The organism is Pseudoflavonifractor sp. MCC625 (genome assembly GCF_018784545.1).
Classification (GTDB): Bacteria; Bacillota; Clostridia; order Oscillospirales; family Oscillospiraceae; genus Pseudoflavonifractor_A; species Pseudoflavonifractor_A gallinarum.
Genome location: NZ_WQOJ01000005.1, coordinates 76,136 through 92,246, shown reverse-complemented (window position 1 = coordinate 92,246; position 16,111 = coordinate 76,136). Strand labels below are relative to the sequence as shown.

General features: G+C 60.7%; 19 protein-coding genes and 1 pseudogene. All 20 read right to left on the bottom strand.

The window, feature by feature from the left end:
- Positions 1–8: 8 nt before the first annotated feature.
- The 20 genes and pseudogenes from GPK94_RS00960 to GPK94_RS00865 all read right to left on the bottom strand — a co-directional run bounded on the left by GPK94_RS00960 (position 9) and on the right by GPK94_RS00865 (position 16,108).
- A complete protein-coding gene (locus GPK94_RS00960; protein WP_215653959.1) occupies positions 9–1,883 on the bottom strand; it encodes an NADH-ubiquinone oxidoreductase-F iron-sulfur binding region domain-containing protein in 1,875 nt (624 codons plus the stop codon).
- Positions 1,880–2,359 carry an NAD(P)H-dependent oxidoreductase subunit E gene (locus GPK94_RS00955; RefSeq protein ID WP_186963624.1) on the bottom strand — a complete coding sequence of 160 codons (480 nt, stop codon included), beginning with the start codon at positions 2,357–2,359 and terminating at the stop codon, positions 1,880–1,882. The genes GPK94_RS00960 and GPK94_RS00955 overlap by 4 nt, the downstream gene beginning before the upstream one ends.
- 187 nt (positions 2,360–2,546) lie before the next feature.
- Positions 2,547–4,319, bottom strand: coding sequence for a phosphoenolpyruvate carboxykinase (GTP) (locus GPK94_RS00950; RefSeq protein WP_193538411.1), 1,773 nt, complete (start codon positions 4,317–4,319; stop codon positions 2,547–2,549).
- A 145-nt stretch (positions 4,320–4,464) separates the two neighbouring features.
- Complete coding sequence (gene rsmA, locus GPK94_RS00945; RefSeq protein ID WP_215653957.1) at positions 4,465–5,328, bottom strand: 16S rRNA (adenine(1518)-N(6)/adenine(1519)-N(6))-dimethyltransferase RsmA; 864 nt, start codon at positions 5,326–5,328, stop codon at positions 4,465–4,467.
- A gap of 158 nt (positions 5,329–5,486) precedes the next feature.
- Complete coding sequence (locus GPK94_RS00940; RefSeq protein WP_215653955.1) at positions 5,487–6,020, bottom strand: nitroreductase; 534 nt, start codon at positions 6,018–6,020, stop codon at positions 5,487–5,489.
- Positions 6,021–6,155: 135 nt separating this feature from the next.
- Positions 6,156–6,992, bottom strand: a complete 837-nt coding sequence (locus GPK94_RS00935) for a DegV family protein (protein ID WP_215653951.1) — start codon at positions 6,990–6,992, stop codon at positions 6,156–6,158.
- Between the two features lie 106 nt (positions 6,993–7,098).
- Positions 7,099–7,893, bottom strand: a complete 795-nt coding sequence (gene trmD / locus GPK94_RS00930) for a tRNA (guanosine(37)-N1)-methyltransferase TrmD (protein WP_101692961.1) — start codon at positions 7,891–7,893, stop codon at positions 7,099–7,101.
- Complete coding sequence (rimM, locus tag GPK94_RS00925) at positions 7,894–8,391, bottom strand: ribosome maturation factor RimM (protein WP_186963616.1); 498 nt, start codon at positions 8,389–8,391, stop codon at positions 7,894–7,896.
- Between the two features lie 61 nt (positions 8,392–8,452).
- Positions 8,453–8,683, bottom strand: coding sequence for a KH domain-containing protein (locus tag GPK94_RS00920; RefSeq protein WP_101692963.1), 231 nt, complete (start codon positions 8,681–8,683; stop codon positions 8,453–8,455).
- 17 nt (positions 8,684–8,700) lie between these two features.
- Complete coding sequence (gene rpsP / locus GPK94_RS00915; RefSeq protein ID WP_101692964.1) at positions 8,701–8,940, bottom strand: 30S ribosomal protein S16; 240 nt, start codon at positions 8,938–8,940, stop codon at positions 8,701–8,703.
- Positions 8,941–9,008: 68 nt separating this feature from the next.
- The gene (ffh, locus tag GPK94_RS00910; protein WP_215653949.1) at positions 9,009–10,361 is read right to left on the bottom strand and encodes a signal recognition particle protein; all 1,353 of its coding nucleotides are present in this window, start codon (positions 10,359–10,361) and stop codon (positions 9,009–9,011) included.
- 3 nt (positions 10,362–10,364) lie between these two features.
- A complete protein-coding gene (gene ylxM, locus GPK94_RS00905) occupies positions 10,365–10,736 on the bottom strand; it encodes a YlxM family DNA-binding protein (protein WP_101692966.1) in 372 nt (123 codons plus the stop codon).
- Between the two features lie 185 nt (positions 10,737–10,921).
- Entirely contained in the window at positions 10,922–11,332 is a 411-nt protein-coding gene (locus tag GPK94_RS00900; protein ID WP_215653947.1) for a cytidine deaminase, read from the bottom strand.
- A gap of 195 nt (positions 11,333–11,527) precedes the next feature.
- On the bottom strand, positions 11,528–12,079 hold the full coding sequence (locus GPK94_RS00895) for a hypothetical protein (protein WP_215653945.1): 552 nt from the start codon (positions 12,077–12,079) through the stop codon (positions 11,528–11,530).
- On the bottom strand, positions 12,072–12,515 hold the full coding sequence (bilQ, locus tag GPK94_RS00890; RefSeq protein WP_252192475.1) for a bilirubin utilization transcriptional regulator BilQ: 444 nt from the start codon (positions 12,513–12,515) through the stop codon (positions 12,072–12,074). The genes GPK94_RS00895 and bilQ overlap by 8 nt, the downstream gene beginning before the upstream one ends.
- Positions 12,516–12,680: 165 nt before the next feature.
- On the bottom strand, positions 12,681–13,190 hold the full coding sequence (locus GPK94_RS00885; RefSeq protein ID WP_215654170.1) for an adenylate kinase: 510 nt from the start codon (positions 13,188–13,190) through the stop codon (positions 12,681–12,683).
- Positions 13,190–14,407 carry an RtcB family protein gene (locus GPK94_RS00880; protein ID WP_215653944.1) on the bottom strand — a complete coding sequence of 406 codons (1,218 nt, stop codon included), beginning with the start codon at positions 14,405–14,407 and terminating at the stop codon, positions 13,190–13,192. Before GPK94_RS00880 ends, GPK94_RS00885 begins: the two co-directional genes overlap by 1 nt.
- 87 nt (positions 14,408–14,494) lie before the next feature.
- A complete protein-coding gene (locus GPK94_RS00875; RefSeq protein WP_215653942.1) occupies positions 14,495–14,725 on the bottom strand; it encodes an Imm17 family immunity protein in 231 nt (76 codons plus the stop codon).
- Positions 14,726–15,007: 282 nt separating this feature from the next.
- Positions 15,008–15,429, bottom strand: a pseudogene (locus GPK94_RS00870) (DUF2871 domain-containing protein).
- A gap of 13 nt (positions 15,430–15,442) precedes the next feature.
- Positions 15,443–16,108 carry a hypothetical protein gene (locus GPK94_RS00865; RefSeq protein WP_186963610.1) on the bottom strand — a complete coding sequence of 222 codons (666 nt, stop codon included), beginning with the start codon at positions 16,106–16,108 and terminating at the stop codon, positions 15,443–15,445.
- Positions 16,109–16,111 lie beyond the last annotated feature (3 nt).

Genomic DNA, 16,111 nt, shown 5'->3' with positions numbered 1-16,111 from the left:
TTCCTCCCTTAATCCACGTAGATCGCACCCACCGGACAGCCGGACAGACAGGTGCCGCATTTGATGCACTTGTCCGGGTCGATGGCGTGGGGCTGTTTGACCGTACCGGAAATGGCCTCCACCGGACAGTTGCGGGCGCACTTGGTGCAGCCGATGCACTTGTCCGGGTCTACCTTGTATTGCTTGAGGGCCTCGCAGACGTGGGCGGCACACTTGTGGTCCACGATGTGCTCTTCATACTCTTTGCGGAAGCGCTTGAGGGTACTGATGACGGGCAGAGGCGCGCTCTTGCCCAGGCCGCAGAGGGAATTCTTGCGGACGAACTCGGCGATCTCCTCCAGCTTGTCCAGGTCCTCCAGCGTACCCTTTCCGGCCACGATGCGCTCCAGAATCTCCAGCATCCGCTTGGTGCCGATGCGGCAGGGGGAGCATTTTCCGCAGCTCTCCCGCTGGGTGAAGCTCATGAAGAAGCGGGCCACTTCCACCATGCAGGTGTGCTCGTCCATGACCACCAGGCCGCCGGAGCCCACGATGGCGTCATATTTTTTCACCGTGTCGAAGTCCAGGCCCACGTCCAGGTGCTCCCGGGTAAGGCAGCCGCCCGAGGGACCGCCGATCTGGACCGCCTTGAAATCGCCGCCGCCCTTGATGCCGCCGCCGATGTCATAGATAATCTCCCGGAGGGTGGTGCCCATGGGCACTTCGATCAGGCCGGTGTTGGCGATGGAGCCGGTGATGGAGAAAGTCTTGGTGCCGGGGCTGTTGTCCGAGCCGATGGTGCGGAACCAGTCGGCCCCTCGGAGGACGATGTTGGGGACGTTGGCATAGGTCTCCACATTGTTGAGCACGGTGGGCTGCTCCCAGAGGCCGTGGTCCACGGTGCGGGGCGGCTTGGTCCGGGGCATGCCCCGGTTGCCCTCGATGGAGGCGGTCAGGGCGCTGCCTTCGCCGCAGACAAAGGCCCCGGCGCCCCGGTTCACATGGAGATGGAAGGTGACGCCGCTGCCCAGAATGTTCTCGCCCAGCAGACCGGCCGCCTCCGCCTGGGCGATGGCATAGTGCAGGCGGGAGACCGAGTTGGGGTACTCGGCACGGACATAGATATAGCCCTCCGTGGCCCCCACCGCATAGCCCGCGATGGTCAGGCCCTCGATGAGTTTATAGGGATCACCCTCCATGACCGAGCCGTCCATGAAGGCGCCCGGATCGCCCTCGTCGCCGTTGCAGACCACGTATTTGACAGGGGCCTCCGTGTGGGCGGCCACCTGCTTCCACTTGGTACCGGTGGGGAAGCCGCCGCCGCCGCGGCCCCGCAGGCCGGAGCGGTCCACCTCCTGGATGACCTGATCGGGGGTCATATCGAAGAGGGCCTTGCTCAGGGCGTCGTATCCGCCCACAGCGATGTACTCGTCCAGAGAGACGGCGTCGATGTTGCCGCAGTGCTCCAGCACCACCCGGGTCTGTCCTGCCATGAAGGGGATGTCCTCGGGCTTGGGGCAGGTCTTGCCGTTCTGGCTCTCGTAGAAGAGGCGCTCCACCGGCTCGCCCCGGCAGACGGTCTTTTCCACGATCTCGGCGCAGTCCTCGGGTTTCACCTTGACGTACTGATAGTGATAGGGCTCGATCCGCACCAGGGGACCCAGCTCACAGATGCCCTGACAGCCGGTGTTGGCGATGCCGATGTGGGGCACGTGTCCGCAGCACTCCACCTCCACATTGGGCAGATCCTGACAGAGCTTCCGCATGGTCTCGGCGATGACCTGGGAGCCGGAGGCGATACAGCCAGTGCCGGCACAGACCAGGATGCGGCAGCGATAGGCGCTCAGGGCCTGCTGCGCCGTCTCCCGGCGCTCCAGAAGGGAATTGCGATCTTCCATCCTCATTGGGCTTCACCTCTCAGTTCCTGCAGCAGGGCCACCGCTTTTTCGGGCGTCATTTTGGGATGTACTTCGTCGTTGACGGTCAGCGTGGGAGCCAGGCCGCAGGCGCCCAGGCAGGAGACCGTCTCCACCGTAAAGAGCATGTCGTCTGTGGTGTGCTTCTGGGCGCTCAGGCCCAGTTCCTTCTGCATAGCGGCCAGAATGGGCGCGGAGTGCCGGACGTGGCAGGCGGTCCCATCACAGACCTTGATGACGTACTTTCCCTTGGGCTCAAAGGAAAAGTTCTTGTAGAACGTGGCAATACTGTATGCCTTGGATTCTTTGATCCCCAGCGCGTCGGCCACATAGGTCAGAAGCTCACGGGGAATATAGCGATAGGCTTCCTGAATGTCCTCCAAGACCGGAATGATCGCGCTTGGCTGCCTGCCGTAGCGGGCAATGAGCTCGTCGGCCTTGGCAAAATAGGACTGCTCTAACATAGACGCTCCTCCTTGCTTCCGGGCGGCCCTGCTGGTTGGACCATGGAACGCCGGGAAGTCAGATTTCTCTACCCTTATACCATACAACATTTTGACGGAATTGACAACTAAAATTTAACCTCATTAGTTTAAAATAAATGGTTTAACAAAAGGCCCGCCATATGATCCATATGGCGGGCCAGGTCAATTATTTCAGCCGCGCTTCCAGGGCATCCAGTTCCTGGGCGAGTACCGGGGGGAGCTTATCGCCGAATTTGGCGTAGAAGGAGCGGATGGCCGCCACGTCCTCCAGCCACAGGTCCCGGTCCACCGAGAGCAGGCCCCGCAGGGTCTCCAGATCGACGCCCGAGTCCTCCAGATCGATGTCCTCGGGCCGGGGCTCATAGCCCAGGGGGGTCTCGTCGGCGTCCACCTCATCGAAGCAGCGCTTCATGATCCACTCCAGCACCCGCAGGTTGTCGCCGAAGCCGGGCCAGAGGAAATGGCCCTCGTCATCGGTGCGGAACCAGTTGACATTGAAGATCTTGGGGAGCTTGGCGGCGTCGGTGCACTGCTCCATATCCAGCCAGTGCTGCCAGTAGTCCCCCATGTGATAGCCGCAGAAGGGGAGCATGGCCATGGGGTCCCGGCGGACCACGCCCACGGCACCGGCGGCCGCCGCCGTCGTCTCAGAGGCCATGATGGAGCCCACAAACACGCCGTGCTCCCAATCCCGGGCCTGGTAGACCAGGGGAGCGGTCCGGGCTCTGCGTCCGCCGAAGACGATGGCGGAGAGGGGCACGCCGTGGGGATTCTCAAACTCAGGGGAGATGCAGGGGCAGTTCCGGGCGGGCGCGGTGAAGCGGCTGTTGGGGTGGGCGCCCTTCTCCGAAGAGGTCTTGCCGTTCCAGGGATTTCCCTTCCAGTCCACTGCGTGCTCGGGCGGATTCTTGTCCAGACCCTCCCACCACACGGTGTTGTTGTCCAGGTTATGTACCACGTTGGTGAAGATGGTGCCCCGCTGGGTGGTGTGCAGGGCGTTGGGGTTGGACTTCTCGTTGGTGCCGGGCGCCACGCCGAAGAAGCCGTTCTCCGGGTTCATGGCCCACAGGCGGCCATCCTCGCCCACGCGGATCCAGGCGATGTCGTCGCCCACACACCAGACCTTCCAGCCCGCCTTCCGGTAGTGCTCGGGCGGGATGAGCATGGCCAGGTTGGTCTTGCCGCAGGCGGAGGGGAAGGCGGCGGCCAGGTAGCGGACTTCGCCCGCCGGATTCTGCACGCCCAGGATGAGCATGTGCTCGGCCATCCAGCCCTGCTTCCGGCCCAGGTAGGAGGCGATGCGCAGGGCGAAGCACTTCTTGCCCAGGAGCACGTTCCCGCCGTAGCCGGAGTTGACCGACATGATGGTGTTGTCCTCGGGGAAGTGGACGATGTAGCGGTTTTCCGGGTCCAGGTCCGCCTTGGCGTGGAGTCCCTTGACATAGTCGGGGGAGTCGCCCAGCGCCTCCAGAACGGCGTTGCCCACCCGGGTCATGATGCACATATTGAGCACCACATAGATGGAGTCGGTCAGCTCGATGCCGTACTGGGCAAAGGGAGAGCCCACCACGCCCATGGAGTAGGGGATGATGTACATGGTGCGCCCCTTCATGGCGCCGGTATAGAGGCGGCGGAGCTTGGCGTACATCTCATCGGGCGCCATCCAGTGGTTGGTGGGGCCCGCGTCCTCTTCCCGGCGGGAACAGATAAAGGTGCGGTCCTCCACGCGGGCCACATCGTTAACTGCGGTGCGGTGCAGGTAGCAGTCGGGCAAAAGCTCCTCGTTCAGCTTTTCCAGCTCGCCCGTGGCGCAGGCCTGGGCCCGGAGCGCGTCGATCTGTTCCTGACTGCCGTCGATCCAGACCATCTGATCGGGCTGGGTCATTGCGGCCATATCAGCGATCCAGTCCAGGACCGCACGATTCTTCGTAGGTGCCATAGAGAATACCCCCTCGAAAATGCTTTGGTTTTATTTTACAGGATTGGGGGAGAAAAAACAAGCTCTTTTTCTCTACCGCACTAAAGAGAGTAAAAAGGGGTAGATGGAGCACCTTAAATAGTAAAAATAGATACTAAGAATTACCTTAAGACTGTTTGGAATTGCTTTGCAGGCGGAAAGCCAGCTCCGCAAAGGCATCAATTCCGAGGCGTTCGCCTCGGATGGTCTCTTCCAGCCCGCATTCCGCCAAAACAGAGCGTAAGAGATCCTTAGAGTAGCCTCCGCTGCTGCTTAAGCTGTTCAGTAAGGTCTTTCTGCGCTGGGCAAAGGCGGCCTTGACCACCCGGAAGAAGGTCTTATCGTCCACCAGCGTCTGGGGAGGGGTCTTCCGGGGGACCAGACGCACCACGGCGGAGGTCACCTTGGGCGCAGGGAGGAAGCACTCCGGGGGCACGTCAAAGAGGAGCTCGGTTTCAGCGTAGTACTGACAGAACACGGAGAACGCGCCGTAGTCGGAGGAGCCGGGGGCGGCGCAGATCCGCCGGGCCACCTCCCGCTGGATCATGACGGTGATGGCGGAGAAGCACCCCGCCTCCAGGAAGGAGGTGATCACCGGTGTGGTGATGTTGTAGGGGAGGTTGGCGCACACCATGGGGGTGAGCCCCGCCAGATGGGATTCCGCCAGGGCGCGCAGGTCTAGCTTCATCACATCCCCGGGGATGACCTCTGCATTTGGGAAGTCGGCCAGAGTCTCCGACAGGATGGGGAGGAGGCTCTTGTCCAGCTCAACGGCGGCCACTTTGTCGGCGCGCTGGGCCAGCTGGACGGTGAGGGGGCCGATGCCGGGGCCAACCTCGATCACGCCCACCCCCGGGCCCGCACCGGAGGCCTCGGCGATCTGCTGGGGCACCCAGCTCTCGATGAGGAAGTTCTGTCCCATGGACTTGGAGAAGTGAAAGCCGTGCCGCGCCAGCAGGGCCTTGATGTCTTTCAGATTACAGAGATCCATTTGCTACCACCTTAAATTTCATTACAAACTTGCGAAAATGAGTAAGAACAGTATACCTGAGGGGAAAAGCGCCGTCAAGGCGGGGGGAAGACAGAACAGGGCCCGCCGCCTGCTCCGGTGAGCAGACAGCGGGCCCTGCGGGCATGTTTTTGTTTCGATCAGCGGTAGGAGAGGAGGGTCTCCACATCCTTGCGCTTGGGGGCGACGGCCTCGCCGTCGGGATGACCGATGACGATCAGGGCCATCAGCTCCTGATCCTCCGGGATCTGGAGGAATTCCTCCAGCCCCTTGCGGTCAAAGATACCCATGATCACGGTGCCGAGGCCCAGGTCATGGGCGGCCAGACACAGGGTCTGGGCGGCGATGCCGCAGTCATAGTACTGCCAGCCCCCCTCCCGGTCGGTGGAGAAGGAGCCGTCCCGCTCAAAGCCGGAGCGGTTTTTCACAAAGGTCTGGGCGATCAGGGTCTTGCATCCGCCGATGATGCGGCCGTTGAAAGCGGCATATTTCTCACAGATCGTTTGGAGGGCCGCCGGGTCCTCAATGGCGATGTAGCGGCTGATCTGCGTGTTTTTCCAAGACGGCGCCCAGGCAGCCAGAGAAATGACCTGCTCCAACAGGGCATGGCTGACCGGCTCATCGGTAAATTTCCGCACGCTGCGGCGGGTTCGGATACAGTCCTGAAGTTCCATCTGTAAAAACCTCCCGGAAAAAGTTGGTGATACTATCGTACCGTCTGCGTTTGGAAAAGTCAAGTCCCCGCCCAGGAGAAAAAGAGAGCGGGCCGCTCTGTCCCGTTCCGACAGAGCAGCCCGCTGACCGGCTGATCAATAGGCGGCCACAATGCCGCCGTCATTGGCGTAGACCGTGGAGATTCCACCGGTCTCGCAGATGAGGATTTCACCGAATTTGCAGCTCTTCAGCGCCATCTCCTTGAGCTGGAAGGCACGCTCCAGACAGTTGCAGTGGGTGATGCAGAGGGTCCGCCCGCTGTGGGCCGGATCCTTGGCCATGAGTTCCACCATCTTGGAGAGGGCCTGCTTCATGGACAGGGCCTGCCCGCGCTTGCAGATCTCGCCCTCCGGCGTGGCGCCCATGAGCAGCTTGATCTTCAGGGTCCCGGTGACTAGGCTCTGAAGACGGGTCAGGCGCCCGTTTTTCCGCAAGTTATCCAGGGTCTCCAGCACGAACAGGGTCTCCATCTCGTTGATGAAGCGGGAGGTCTGCTGGACCACGGCGTTGAAGTCCAGACCGGACTGGGCCAGCTCCAGCACCTTGAGGGCCACCAGCACCTCGCCGGAAGAGGCGGAGCAGGAGTTGAAGATGTGGATGTGCACCCCGGGATGATCCTCCAGGAACATGAGCCGGGCCTGCGCCGCGCTGTTGTGGGAGCCGGAGAGAAGGGCGGAGAGGGTAACCACATAGATGTCGTCCGCCCCGCAGTCAAAGGCCTCCAGATAGGCAGCGGGGGAGGGGCAGGAGGTCTTGGGGGCCTCCTCGCTCTCCTTCATCCGCCAGAGCAGGTTGGCCTGATCGAAGGTGTCGTCATCCACAAAGGTATGGGGCCCGACCTGAATCGTAAGGGGGACCTTACAAAAGGCGGAATTGTGCAGCAGCGCGGGGGTGAGGTCGCAGCAGCTGTCAACAATGATTTTAAAACTCATGTGAACCATTCCTTGATATCATTTCGAAAATTATATTTCGGAGTATGGAGCCATTGTATCATGCCGGGCGGAAAAAGTAAAGGGAAAGGCGCCGAGATCGGGTACGCTATGCCTGGGAATCGGGCTCCGCCGGGTCTGAAGCGGTCTCCAGACGCTGGCGCTCCTCCTCGGCGATCTCCCGGAGCAGCTTCTGGTCGGCCTTGGAGCTCAGATCCAGCTTGGCGTAGAGATCAGGGCGCCGGTCTCGGGTGCGGAGGATGGACTGCTTGCGCCGCCACTTTGCGATGTTGGCATGGTGCCCGGAGAGGAGGATGGACGGAACCTTGCGGCCGTGCCACTCCTCGGGGCGGGAGTACTGGGGGTACTCCAGCATGCCGTTCCAGTGGCTCTCATCCTCAAAGCACTCGGGGTCGGCCAGCACGCCGGGGACCAGGCGGGCCACTGCGTCGGCCACGCACATGGCGGGCAGCTCGCCGCCGGTGAGAACGAAATCGCCCAGGCTGATCTCCTCGTCCACGCACTCCTCGATGAAGCGCTCGTCGATGCCCTCGTAGTGGCCGCAGACCAGGATCAGGTGGTTGTACTCCTCCTTGAGCCGGCGGGCGTCAGCCTCGGTAAAGGTCTTGCCGCAGGGGGAGAGGTAGATGGTGCGCACCGGCCCCTCACCCAGGGCCTTGGCGTGCTCCCAGCAGCGGAAGAGAGGATCGGCCTGCATGACCGCCCCCCGGCCGCCCCCGTAGGGGTAGTTGTCCACTTGCTTTTGCTTGTTGAGGGTGTAGTCCCGGATCTGGTGGGCCTCGATGCGGATGAGGTCCCGCTCCTGGGCCCGGCCCAGGATGGACTCGTTCATCATGTCGCCCACGGTCTGATCAAACAGGGTCAGGATATCGATGCGGTACATTTAGCCCTCCATCCCTTCGATCAGGTGGACCCGGACCCAGCCCTCGTCCACGTTGGTGCCCCGGAGGAAGGCGTCCACCGCCGGGATCATATAGGTCTTGCCTTCGCCCTTGACCACATAGACCTCGTGGGCGGGCGGGGTGAGGACCTCGTCAATGACGCCGATGGAGGCCCCGGTGTCGTCGTCGATCACGGTGAGTCCGATGAGGTCGGCGATGAAGTGGCGGCCCTCGGGCAGCACGATCCCGGAGCGGTCGATCTCCACGATCTTACTTTTCAGGCGCATGGCGGCGTTCACATCCTCCACGCCCTCCAGCCGGGCCAGGACATTGCCCTTGTGGGCCCGGGCGGCGCGGACCTTCACCGGCGCGCCGTCAATATAAAAGGTATCAAAGCCGCAGAGAAACTCGGGGGAGTCGCACCAGGGGACGATCTTCACCTCGCCCTGGATGCCGTGGGTGTTCACGATCTGTCCGGCTTCGAGAAACTGGCTTTTCATGGTGGTTTTCCTCCTTGCGTTTGGATACAAAAAAACAGCGGGGGAGTCCCCGCCGTTTTTGTTAGTCGACGATCTCAACCGAGACCTTGCCGCCCTGACGCTGGGCCACCGAACGCATCAGCGTGCGGATTTCTTTGGCGATGCGGCCCTGACGGCCGATTACCTTACCCATGTCTTCCGGAGCGACCCGGAGTTCCAGGATGGTCTCGCCATCGCCCTCGTGCTCGGAGACCGCCACCGCGTCGGGGTGATCCACCAGATTACGGGCGATATAAGTGAGCAGTTCCTTCATGCGGCCAAGGACCTCCATTAAAGGGCGCCGGCTTTTTTCAGCAGGGCCTTAACGGTCTCAGTGGGCTGAGCGCCGGTCTTGATCCAAGCCTGAGCGCGCTCGGCGTCCACCTTCAGCTCGGCGGGAGCGGTCAGGGGGTTGTAGGTACCGATCTCCTCGATGAAACGGCCATCACGGGGATAGCGGGAGTCGGCGACCACGATGCGGTAGAAGGGAGCCTTCTTGGCGCCCATACGACGCAGACGGATTTTAACCATGGTAGATTCACCTCCAACATATTCTACATCTCTATATGGTCAGCGCATGTGCGCGTACCAAACGGGGATCAGAAGGGGAATTTCATCCCTTTCATCTTGCCGAACAGTCCGGCCTTGCGCTTCATGCGTCCGCCGGAGAACTGCTTGGTCACCTGCTGCATCATCTCAAACTGCTTGAGCAGACGGTTGATGTCCACCACCTGGGTACCGGAGCCGGCGGCGATGCGCTTTTTCCGGCTGTTGTTCAGCAGGGAGGGGTTTTCCCGCTCGGCGGGGGTCATGGAGAGGATGATGGCCTCGGTCCGGGCCAGGGCACGCTCGTCCACATTGGCGCCCTCCAGCGCCTTGGCGTTGACGCCGGGCAGCATGCCGGTAATGTCGGCCAGAGAGCCCATATTTTTGATCTGAGCCAATTGCTCATAGAAATCAGCAAGGGTAAATTTGTTCTTGCGCAGCTTCTGCTCCAGCTCGGCGGCCTTCTGCATGTCGAAATTCTGCTGCGCCTTCTCGATCAGGGAGAGGACATCGCCCATACCCAGGATGCGGGAGGCCATACGGTCGGGGTGGAAGACCTCGATCTGGTCCAGCTTCTCGCCCACGCCCACAAACTTGATGGGCTTTCCGGTGACCGCCTTGATGGAGAGGGCTGCACCGCCCCGGGCGTCGCCGTCCAGCTTGGTGAGCATGACGCCGGTGATGTCCAGCGCCTCGTCAAAGGTCTTGGCTGCGTTGACGGCGTCCTGACCGATCATGGCGTCCACGATGAGCAGGATCTCGTCGGGGGAGATGGCGGCCTTCATGTCCTTAAGCTGCTCCATGAGCTCTTCGTCCACGTGGAGCCGGCCGGCGGTATCGATGAATACGATGTCGTTGCCGTGCTTGCGGGCGTGTTCGATGCCCGCCTTGGCGATGTCGATGGGATCGATCTGCCCCATCTGGAAGACGGGGACGTCCAGCTGACCGCCCACCACTTCCAACTGGGTGATGGCCGCCGGGCGGAAGGTGTCGCAGGCCACCAGAAGGGGACGCTTGCCGTGCTGCTTTTTCATGTAGCCGGCCAGCTTGGCGCCGTTGGTGGTCTTACCCGCGCCGTTGAGACCCACCAGCATGACCACGGTGGGGGGCTTGGGGGAGATATTGAGCTTGGCAGCCTCGCTGCCCATCAGGTTGGTGAGTTCCTCGTTGACGATCTTGACGATCATCTGGGCGGGGGTGAGGCTCTCCAGTACGTCGGAGCCCACCGCGCGCTCGGTGACCGTGGCGACGAACTGCTTGACGATCTTGAAGTTGACGTCGGCCTCCAGCAGGGCAACCCGGATCTCGCGCATGGCCTCCTTGACGTCGGCCTCGGTGAGGCGGCCCTTGCCGCGCAGCTTCTTGAACGCCGCGGATAGTTTTTCGGTGAGTCCTTCAAAAGCCATAGATTACTCCTGCCTGAGCTGGTCCAGGATGGACTGGATGTCGTTGCAGCTGCCCTCAATCCCGTTATCGTAATAGCGGCGCTCCTCGTTGATCTGCCGGATGCGGTCCACGGCGGTCTGAATGTCGGTGAACTGCTCCTGCATCTTGTGGAAGCGCCGGATGATCCCGGTCTTGTCCTCCAGTTCGGTCAGAATGGCCTCGGCCCGGACGATCACGTCCCGGACGCCCTGGCGGGTGATGCCGTAGTTCTCGGCGATCTCGGCCAGGGAGAGGTCTTCATTGTAATAGAGGTCATAGAATTCCTTCTGGCGGTCCGTGAGCATGTCGCCGTAAAAATCGAACAGCATCGCCATGCGGTACGCCTGGTTTTTCATTCTGTGACCTCCTTCTGAGAACCGGTTTGTAAAGGTTGGGCACTTTGTAAAGTTCGTGAGCTTTACAACACAAAAGATGATACCTGATTTTGCCCCTCTTGTCAAGGGAAATTCCAACATCCGCAATATAATTTCCGGGTGCTCCGGGATGGGTTTTCGTGCGGAATGCCGAAAGGGGGGGAAGGTCAGCGCTTCCAGCCCCACCAGTCGGGGATCAGCTCTTCCAGGCGCACCGTGCGGCGGCTGGCATAGTCCACGAGGATCTCGGCGTCTCGATTTTGCGGATTGAGCTGCATCAGAAATTCCCGGCAGGCTCCGCAGGGCATCCCGCTGCCCTCTGTGGGGGGTGCCTCCCGGAAGGCGAGGACCCGCCGGATCAGCGTCTGCCCGCTGCTCAGGTACATGTGGAGTGCGGCGGTCCGTTCCGCGCACAGGTCCATGACGCCGCAGGCGCTCTCGATACAGAAGCCGGTATAGATGCATCCGTCTCCGCTCTCCACGGCGGCGGCCACATGGTGGGCGTAGAGGAAGGGGGAGAGCTGGGTGGGGTGATACTGCTCCCGTGCGGCCAGGTACATGCGTTCCCAGATATCCATAGGGGGAATGGCTCCTTTCCAAGTGGTATGGACTTCTATTTTAGGATATATGGGCGGACCTGTAAACAGGGGCGTAAATTTATTCTATCCGCCGGCGGGACGAGAAAAAGGCCTGCCAGAGCGCCCGGGTTCTGCCGGGCCCTCTGGCAGGCTTGCAAAAAAGAGAGGGGAAGAGATCAAAGAGAGGGGAGGGGATCAGTCGGCGCGCTTGTAGAGGATGGGTTCATCATACCCGAAGGTCTTTTTGCCGTTGACCTCCATGCTCTCACTGACCTCCAGGCACTGGGACGAGAAGCGCTCGAACAGGGTGAATTTCAGCACGGGGGAAAACATGCTGACGCTGCCGCCCTCCCACACACCGTCCTTCTCCACATACAGGGCGGGGGTGAATTTCTCCGACTGCTTCAGATCCCGGAAGTCGATCTCCTGGAGATTCTGATAGGTAAAGGTGTTTTTGTCATAGCCGGCGGGGATCTCGTAAGAGGTCAGCCGGATGCCGCCATCCTCCTCAGTGAAGAGGAACAGGTGCGGGGTAGCGTGGGTGTTCCCCTTGGCGGTGTAGTAGCTCTCCTCCAGCAGGAAGGCCCCCTGGAAATCGGCCGGCAGGTGGGAGATCTTGTCGTTGCAGACGGTGTTCACATGCCGGGCGTAGGGAAAGTCGGGCTGGTCCGCTTTTTTGGCTTCAAACTGCTCCGCATTGTCAAAGTTTCCGGACAGGAGCGCGAGAAAGGCATTGAGTTTATTCATGATTTGATTCCTCCGTGTGGTGATTCATAGAAAATGTGATCTGCTTCAAAAGGTCGATCAGCAGGTGTCGGCTGTTTTCGTCCAGGGGAGAGAGGACCTGTTCATCCCACTCGGCAAAGAGGGAGCGGCTGGCCGCGAAGACCGTGCTGCCGCGCTCGGTCAGGCATACGATATTGGCTCTCCGGTCCATGGGGTTCTTGCGCTGGTCCACAAAACCGTGCTCAATCAGCTTGGAGAGGGTCCGGTTCAGTTGCCCGGCGTCCAGCTTGAGGGATTCGGAGATCTCTTTTGGCGAGCACTGCCGCCGCTTGCCGATATAGATGAGGATGAAGAGCTGACTGTAGGTGACGCCCAGCTCCGCCATTCTCTCGGAGCAGTAGGCGACAAAGTGCTTTCGTAGTACGGAGATAGAAAAGGCAAAGGAGTCGCTGTACAAGGGATCACCTCCATTTATTTGACAAGATCAAATATAGACCATATACTTGATAAAGTCAAGTATAAAATTTGCACAAGAAAGGGGATTCTTCGCCCCTCCGGTTAAACGACAAAGCCCCCCGTCCTGTGCCACCGGCTGACCGGCACAGGATGGGGGGCTTCTCTTTTATTTGGGGCAGTGGGGCCCAGTTTGATGGCGGAGCCATTGGCTGGCCTCCGCTCGGCGGCGGAACACAAAGACCGTCTTTCCTGCCTGGTACCGTTCCAAAAGGGCGTAGATCTGCGGCAGCTGCGTCTGGGGGAAGTCCTCGATGCACTGCCGGAACTCCGGGTCAAAGGTCTCCTCCACCCAGGGGAGATCTTCACGGGGCATGCCGATGCGGGATGCGGCTCCCCTCAGGCAGACCGAAGGGGGATAATCCAGCAGGAATACCGTGTCGCAGTGCCGCAGCCGGAGCTCCAGCGTGCGCAAATAGTTGCCGTCCACGATCCAGCGTTTCTGGCGGAGGATCTCGGACAGACGCGCGTCAAATGCGGAAGGGGAGATCTGCGTCCCATCCGGCCGGTGCCAGATCTGGTCCAGGTAGTGAAGGGGCAGGCCGGTCAGATCCCGCAGGGCCCGGGCAAAGGTGCTCTTTCCCGCCCCCGGGCAGCCGATGACCAGAATCCGCTCCATCACCTCACCGCTTCCTCATCCCCGGCCTTGAAGTTGTAGATGGGGCGGATGATTTTTACCACATCCGCGGTGGGGCCGATGTTGTCCAGAATGTCCTGCATCCCCTTGTAGGCCATGGGGCACTCGTCCAGGGTGGCCTTGCTCACCGAGGTGGTGTAGACCTCTGCCATCTGCTTTTTGAACTCGGACACGGTGAAAGACTGCTTGGCGTCCGCCCGGCTCATCAGGCGGCCTGCCCCGTGGGGGGCGGAGCAGTTCCAGTCCTCGTTGCCCTTGCCGACACAGAGGAGGCTTCCGTCCCGCATGTTGATGGGGATGAGCAGCGGTTCCCCTGCCTTGGCGGACACGGCCCCCTTCCGCAGGATCATGGCGTCGGTGTCGATATAGTTGTGGATGGTAGTGAATTGCTCCTCCACGTGGAGCTTCATGCCCTTGATGATCTCATCCATGATGGCCTGCCGGTTGAGCATGGCAAAGTGCTGGACGAGCTTCATATCGTGGATGTACTGCTCAAACAGCGCCCCGGACACATAGGCCAGGGCCTTGGGAATGCTGGCCTGCTTGAGATTCTTACGCTTTTTCAGCTCTTTCTGGATCTCTTTCTCCCGGCCCTCTGCCTTCATCTGCGCGACCAGGGCCTGGAGAGAGGCGTCGTCCGTGTGGTTGAGGACCTTGTAGCCCTCTTCCTGATAGTAGCTGGCCACCTCCACGCCCAGATGACGGCTGCCCGAATGGACCACGAGATAGAGGTTTCCCTCGTCATCCCGGTCCACCTCGATGAAGTGGTTCCCGCCGCCCAAGGTGCCGATGCTCTTTTCCGCCCGCAGAAGGTCCACGTGGCGGGCACAGCACAGCTCACCCAGGTCGATCTCGCTGCAATAGCGGTGGGCCTTGTCCCGGATGGAGAAGCCGGAGGGGATCTTCTCATAGATCAGCTTGTCCAGCTTTTGGAGCTCCAGCCGGCGTTCCCGGATGCGCACGGTCTCCATGCCGCAGCCGATGTCCACCCCCACCAGATTGGGCACCACCTTGTCGGTGATGGTCATGGTGGTGCCGATGGTGCACCCCGCGCCGGCGTGGATGTCGGGCATGAGCCGGATGCGGCTGCCCGCCGCAAATTCCTGATGGCACAGCTCCTGGACCTGTGCGATGGAGGCGCTGTCCACCACGTCGGTGAAGATCTTGGCCTCGTTGTATTTTCCTTTGATTTCGATCATGATAACCTCGCTGAATGGTGTTCGTTGTGATTCGATCGGTACCGCAGAGCTTGTCTGCGGCATGCGCCAACCCCGGCGGATCTGCCCTTACAGCGTCAGCAGACAGCGCCAGAGGCTGGACACGATCAGCACGATCCCCAACAGGAAAAAGATCGCCCGCCGGGAGCCGCGGCTATAGCGATGGGACTCGGGCTTGCCGGTGGGATCGCAGAGCCAATTCCAATTCAGAATGGCGCCGAGCAGCAGCAGTATGCCAATCGCCAGGGGAATCAAGTGCCAATGCTCCCGCAGCATGGCTGGAAACTTCGCTCCTTCCATTTGGCGTTCCTCCTTACGCAGACAACGCTCCAGGTGCAGCAGTCAGGGCAAAGGACATTTCTTTTGGCGAGTGGAGAAAGCCCCCCTGCCACACGGCCGGGCAGATTTCGTTTTTTCATGACATGGGGAGGGGAATCGGAGATCCTGCTTCAAATCCATCATACATAATTTTATGGAAACCATCAACTGAAAGTTTTGTTCCTGCACCCTTGTGCTGGGAAAAAAGAGAACAGAGAGGGGGCTGATGCACCGCACCAGCCCCCATTCCAATCTTTTATGTTCTTATCCCTGCGCCGCCGGTACGCTGCGTTTGACTTGCAGAAGCAGCAGCACTAGACTGACGCCCAGAGCAGGATATGACCGATCCCGGCCATGCCGGAGATGGCCGCGTTCACGCCGGAGGAAAGGGTGTTTCCCAGCACCTGGATCACACCCCGGACGGCCAGCATCACAGCGGTCAGATTCAGACCCACGTGATAGACGGCCAGTACCCGCCCGGTGGCGGCTCCCGTGAAGGAAAAGTTCTTCTCCAGCACAAGCAGCAGCAGGAAAAATACCATGCCCAGAAGGAAGTAGTGGGTATGTACCATGGAGAGGGTCGTTCTGGCCGTAAAGCCGTTGAACTTGGTAAACTCCCGATAAAATACGCCGCCCACCATGGCGAGGATGGCGTACACCAAAGCCGTGTTGCTATATCGTTTCATACCGGATTCTCCTTTATTTGCACTCCTGCTTCATGGCAAAGTACCCGATGAGCACCGTCCAGACATAGGCGCAGGTCTTAGGGATCATCAGCATCCCGATCATGGGGATGGCGTCTGCCCACAGCACCACCGGGATGTAAAAGCCGAAGCTCAGCACGATGGTCAGCCACATCCAGCGGAAGGCCCGGTCCCCCTGTGCCTTGGCGCTGCGGTAGAAGAGCACGATCACCAGAAGGCCCAGCAGGGCGAAGGGAATGTTGCGGTAGATGCCCCAGGAGAGGGGCGCGTCGGCGCTGAGCCACTGGTTCTGGGGCATCATGCAAAGGAAAATTCTAAGCCCCGCCAGGACGTACACCGCGGCGGTGAGGCCACTCTGTCCCTGTACGCGGTACCGCTGCCGCCACACATAGTAGAGCAGGACATAGAAGATGGTCATGGTGACCGAGGTGATCCATTTGCCCAGCCCCAGCGGAACGGTATAGTGTTCCAGGCCCGTGGTGCACAGAGCCACCGCACGGGGGATCAGATGGAAGGCGTCGCCCGCGCCCAGCACCACCGCCATGAGACCGAACAGCCGGAATTGACGATTTCCCTTGCTGCCCTGGATCATCCGGACCCCGATGGTAATGACGGAGATCAGATAGACGGCATCAAACAGTGTTTCCATAATTGCCTGCATAGT

Bases quoted from the DNA above. Each gene is read 5' to 3' on its own strand.
- GPK94_RS00960 (WP_215653959.1), bottom strand. From the start codon at position 1,883: ATGAGGATGGAAGATCGCAATTCCCTTCTGGAGCGCCGGGAGACGGCG.
- GPK94_RS00955 (WP_186963624.1), bottom strand. From the start codon at position 2,359: ATGTTAGAGCAGTCCTATTTTGCCAAGGCCGACGAGCTCATTGCCCGC.
- GPK94_RS00950 (WP_193538411.1), bottom strand. From the start codon at position 4,319: ATGGCACCTACGAAGAATCGTGCGGTCCTGGACTGGATCGCTGATATG.
- rsmA (WP_215653957.1), bottom strand. From the start codon at position 5,328: ATGGATCTCTGTAATCTGAAAGACATCAAGGCCCTGCTGGCGCGGCAC.
- GPK94_RS00940 (WP_215653955.1), bottom strand. From the start codon at position 6,020: ATGGAACTTCAGGACTGTATCCGAACCCGCCGCAGCGTGCGGAAATTT.
- GPK94_RS00935 (WP_215653951.1), bottom strand. From the start codon at position 6,992: ATGAGTTTTAAAATCATTGTTGACAGCTGCTGCGACCTCACCCCCGCG.
- trmD (WP_101692961.1), bottom strand. From the start codon at position 7,893: ATGTACCGCATCGATATCCTGACCCTGTTTGATCAGACCGTGGGCGAC.
- rimM (WP_186963616.1), bottom strand. From the start codon at position 8,391: ATGAAAAGCCAGTTTCTCGAAGCCGGACAGATCGTGAACACCCACGGC.
- GPK94_RS00920 (WP_101692963.1), bottom strand. From the start codon at position 8,683: ATGAAGGAACTGCTCACTTATATCGCCCGTAATCTGGTGGATCACCCC.
- rpsP (WP_101692964.1), bottom strand. From the start codon at position 8,940: ATGGTTAAAATCCGTCTGCGTCGTATGGGCGCCAAGAAGGCTCCCTTC.
- ffh (WP_215653949.1), bottom strand. From the start codon at position 10,361: ATGGCTTTTGAAGGACTCACCGAAAAACTATCCGCGGCGTTCAAGAAG.
- ylxM (WP_101692966.1), bottom strand. From the start codon at position 10,736: ATGAAAAACCAGGCGTACCGCATGGCGATGCTGTTCGATTTTTACGGC.
- GPK94_RS00900 (WP_215653947.1), bottom strand. From the start codon at position 11,332: ATGGATATCTGGGAACGCATGTACCTGGCCGCACGGGAGCAGTATCAC.
- GPK94_RS00895 (WP_215653945.1), bottom strand. From the start codon at position 12,079: ATGAATAAACTCAATGCCTTTCTCGCGCTCCTGTCCGGAAACTTTGAC.
- GPK94_RS00885 (WP_215654170.1), bottom strand. From the start codon at position 13,190: ATGGAGCGGATTCTGGTCATCGGCTGCCCGGGGGCGGGAAAGAGCACC.
- GPK94_RS00880 (WP_215653944.1), bottom strand. From the start codon at position 14,407: ATGATCGAAATCAAAGGAAAATACAACGAGGCCAAGATCTTCACCGAC.
- GPK94_RS00875 (WP_215653942.1), bottom strand. From the start codon at position 14,725: ATGGAAGGAGCGAAGTTTCCAGCCATGCTGCGGGAGCATTGGCACTTG.
- GPK94_RS00865 (WP_186963610.1), bottom strand. From the start codon at position 16,108: ATGCAGGCAATTATGGAAACACTGTTTGATGCCGTCTATCTGATCTCC.